Origin of the sequence: Robiginitalea sp., assembly GCF_049588695.1 — a bacterium.
Classification (GTDB): domain Bacteria; phylum Bacteroidota; class Bacteroidia; order Flavobacteriales; family Flavobacteriaceae; genus Robiginitalea.
This window is the reverse complement of sequence record NZ_JBAVZJ010000560.1, coordinates 1-4,226: the sequence shown is the minus strand read 5'-3', so window position 1 is coordinate 4,226 and position 4,226 is coordinate 1. Positions and strand designations below refer to the sequence as shown.

The window sequence follows — 4,226 nt, the reverse complement described above, 5'->3', positions numbered from 1 at the left end:
TCGAGAGGCGCGAAATAATAAAGAGGGCGACATCTTTTGGAGTGACCGCCTGGCTCAGGTTTCCGTTAATCGTAATGCGCATCCGCTTTGGTTTGGGTTGCATGATGCATTGGGTCGCGAGGACCATCTCCACTTCCGAGGTCCCGATTCCAAATGCAATAGCACCGAATGCACCGTGGGTGGAGGTATGCGAATCTCCGCATACAATGGTGGCTCCGGGTAAGGTAATTCCGTTTTCAGGACCGATAACGTGCACAATCCCGTTCTTTTCGTGTCCGAGACCCCAATACGGAATCCCGTGGTGTCCGGCATTTTCTTCAAGGGCCCTTAGCTGATTCGCCGAAAGCGGGTCGGCTACAGGAAGGTGCTGATTGCGAGTGGGCGTATTGTGATCGGCGGTTGCAAAGGTCCGCTCCGGATATAAAACGGGGATATTCCGGGATTTAAGCCCAAGGAAGGCCACGGGGCTGGTTACTTCATGCACCAGGTGACGGTCTATAAAAAGCACATCGGGTCCGTTTTCAACCCGACGAACCACATGGGAATCCCAGACTTTATCAAATAGGGTTTTAGCCATAAATACTATTTTTTGCTTTACAAAATGGGAATGTCAAAAGTATGGGGTTCCACTCTAAAAAGCTTTCCTGCCCGATGACAAATTACGATGTCCAAACCAGGGCTTTCACGGTTAAGTGTGCCTTTCGAGAATTTCCGACACCTTAAAAAGGTGTTTTACAAAGCCATCAACTGATATAATCCCAGATATTTTTGAAGACTTCCATCCGAGCCATTTTTTCACGGACCATCTTATGTGTATGGGCAGTCAGCCCCGGATCGTTCTTCAGAAGTTGCCGGGCGTAGAATCGGGCGGTTTTCAGGATATCGCTATCCTGCACCACATCTGCGATCTTGAGGGCCAGAATACCGCTTTGCTGGGTCCCCATGAGGTTACCGGGGCCCCTTAGTTGCAGGTCTGTTTCAGCGATTTCAAAACCATCATTGGTACTTACCATAGTTTGAAGTCTAGTCTGCCCATCCTGAGAGAGCTTTCCACTGCTTATCAGAATGCAGTAACTCTGATCTGCACCACGGCCCACCCTTCCCCTCAGCTGATGCAATTGGGAAAGCCCAAATCGCTCGGCACTCTCAATGACCATTACCGAAGCATTCGGAACATTGACTCCTACTTCGATGACCGTGGTGGCGACCATAATCTGGGTTTGTCCTGAAACAAATCGCTGCATTTCAAATTCTTTGTCCTGGGGCTTCATTTGCCCGTGGACGATGGATATCTGATAGGAGGGAGGCGGGAATTCCCTTTGGATGCTCTCAAAACCGTCCATCAGGTCCTTGTAATCCAGGGCTTCCGATTCCTGTATTAGCGGATATACCACATATACCTGACGACCCTCAGCAATCTGCTCGCGCATAAACCCGAATACCCTCAACCGGTCCGCATCTGTCCGATGTACCGTCCGCACCGGTTTACGCCCAGGGGGAAGGGTGTCTATAACACTAATGTCCAGGTCACCGTACAGGCTCATGGCCAGCGTCCTGGGGATGGGGGTGGCGGTCATCACCAGAATATGGGGAGGTGTTGAATTCTTTTTCCACATGCGCGCGCGTTGCGCAACTCCGAATCGATGCTGCTCATCTATAATGGCAAGCCCGAGGTTTTTGAATTGGACGACTTTTTCAAAAACCGCGTGGGTGCCTACAAGAACCGAAAGGCTCCCCGCTTCAAGTCCCTGGTGAATGGGCTTGCGATCTTTGGCTTTTACCGATCCGGTGAGCAGGGCAACGGAAATACCCATAGGGTCCAATAGTTCCCGAATAGATTGATAGTGTTGTTGCGCCAGGATTTCTGTTGGGGCAACCAGGCAGGCCTGGTATCCGTTGTCCAGCGCCAGGAGCATGGCCATAACTGCAACTATGGTCTTCCCTGAACCCACATCACCCTGAAGCAACCGGTTCATTTGGGCATGACTCCCCAAATCCGCCCGAATTTCCCTAAGCACTTTTTTCTGAGCTTCTGTAAGCTCAAAAGGCAGGTAGTTGTTAAAGAATTCAGTGAAAAGGGTTCCTACCTTTTCGAAAACCAATCCCTTTATGCGACTTTTCCGCAAATTCTTTTTAGTGAGCAGGGCCAACTGAATGTAAAACAGCTCTTCAAATTTTAAGCGGAAGCGCGCCTGGGCGAGTTCTTTTTGGGAGTTGGGGAAATGCACTTGCCAAAGCGCCCGCTGTTTTCCGGTTAACGCCAGGTTATCCCTCAGTTCTGCAGGCAGGGCTTCTGGGATTTGCTTGCTGTATTCGTTCAGGATGGCTTGTACCCATTTGGATATCAATCGGTTGGACACTCCTTGTTTGGTGAGTTTCTCTGTAGAAGGATACACCGGCTGCATCCGGATACGTTGCTGTCCCTCGAACTGACTGAGCAATTCTATTTCGGGGTGCGGCATCGAAAAACTCCCGTTAAACCAGTTTGTCCGTCCAAAAATGACATATGGTTCACCCAGTTTCAGGCGGTCCTGAATCCATTTATGGCTGCGGAACCATACCAGTTCCATTGTTCCGGTATCGTCCCTGAAGGTAGCTACAAGCCGCTTCCCTTTTTGTTGGGATATTGTTTTCAGATGCGTGATTCGACCAATAATCTGAACTTCAGCCCCGGAGCGCTCCAATTCAGCGATCTTATAAAATCGAGATTTATCGATATAGCGGTTGGGGAAGAGGTAGAGAAGATCCTGGTATGTTTCCAGCCCAAGTTCCCGCCCAAGCAGGCTCCCCCTGCCAGGGCCTACCCCTTTAAGATAAGTGATGGGGGTCTGAAGCGCGTTGGGATGCATTGGTCTAAAATACATCTTCCCCAATAGAAGTGCAACCCGACAAAATGCTAAATTTGAGGAATGCTTCTGGAAAAAAATATTATAAAACATTCGCTGGCCCTGCTTATTTCAGGTTTTTGGTCCCTGGCATTATTGGCTCAAAACACCCTGCCCGATTTTCAGAGCGCCGACATACAAATCACTCCCGATCCGAATACGGAAACCCTTACAGGGGAAGTGACGTACCAGTTCGAAACATTCTCGGGTCTTGACAGTATAGTACTGGATGCCCATAACATGGAATTTGAGCGTGTAATGCTCAACGACCAACCTTTGGCCTATCGGAGTGATAAGGGACAATTGAGGATTCAGGGTCCGAAAACAAAGGGAAACCACAGGCTGCAGATCTCCTATAAGGCATTTCCAAAACAGACGGTTTATTTCATCGGCTGGAAAGATGACATCGAGGGGAATGAACAGATTTGGACGCAGGGGCAAGGCAAAAACAGCAGCCATTGGGTGCCGGTAATCGACGACATGCAGGAGAAAATGGTTTTTGATCTGTCTATCCTTGTGGACAGCACATACGAAGTTATTGCCAATGGTGCACTGAGGCGGACTGAAGATGCTGGTCGCCTCAGGAAATGGGATTTTGATATGACACAGCCCATGAGCAGTTATTTGCTGGCATTCGCCATAGGGAGGTACGAGTATCTGGATCGACCGGCGCCCTCGGGAGTACCCCTGAAGCTTTACTATCCTCAGGGTGAGCAAGACAGGGCGCATTGGACGTACCTGTATACTGAGGAGATTTTCGATTTTCTGGAGACCGAAATCGGAGTGCCTTATCCGTGGAAGGATTATAAGCAGGTACCGGTAAGTGACTTCCTATATGCGGGGATGGAGAATACCGGGGCCACATTTTTCTCAGATCGTTATTTAGTAGATTCTATTGGGTACAACGATGAAAACTACGTGAATATCAATGCGCACGAACTCGCGCACCAATGGTTTGGAAATCTGGTAACAGAAAAGGATGCTGCCCACCATTGGCTGCATGAGGGCTTTGCGACATTTTATGCCTACAGGGCAGAGGAGTCCCTGTTTGGTTCGGGATATGTACACTGGAAGCTCTATGAAACGGCACGGGTACTTGAAGAAATGGATGAGAACAATAAGGGGGAAGCCCTTACAGATGCGGGGGCGGGGAGCCTTACGTTTTATGAAAAAGGGGCCTGGGCCCTGTTTTTACTTCGCGATACACTGGGCGCCGATCTCTTCGATAAGGGCGTGCTGCTCTTTTTAACAGATAATGCCTATTCCAATGCCGGTATCCCGGATTTTCTCAAAGCCCTGGAAACCGTATCCGGTAGTTCCCTCTCTGAGTTTCGCTCCACC

General features: G+C 49.5%; 3 protein-coding genes. 1 reads left to right on the top strand and 2 read right to left on the bottom strand.

The features are described from left to right. Together WBV75_RS12885 and recG are read right to left on the bottom strand one after the other, a co-directional pair. On the bottom strand, positions 1 to 577 hold a 577-nt coding region (locus WBV75_RS12885; RefSeq protein WP_424120994.1), incomplete at its 3' end, for an aconitase family protein. A gap of 166 nt (positions 578 to 743) precedes the next feature. After that, a complete protein-coding gene (gene recG / locus WBV75_RS12880; RefSeq protein ID WP_424120995.1) occupies positions 744 to 2,849 on the bottom strand; it encodes an ATP-dependent DNA helicase RecG in 2,106 nt (701 codons plus the stop codon). 60 nt (positions 2,850 to 2,909) lie between these two features. Here recG and WBV75_RS12875 point away from each other — a divergent pair. Then, positions 2,910 to 4,226 (top strand): M1 family metallopeptidase (locus tag WBV75_RS12875; protein WP_424120993.1); only part of this gene is annotated, 1,317 nt, incomplete at its 3' end.

Coding starts and splice junctions, on each gene's coding strand:
- recG (WP_424120995.1), bottom strand. CDS start 2,849: ATGCATCCCAACGCGCTTCAGACCCCCATCACTTATCTTAAAGGGGTA.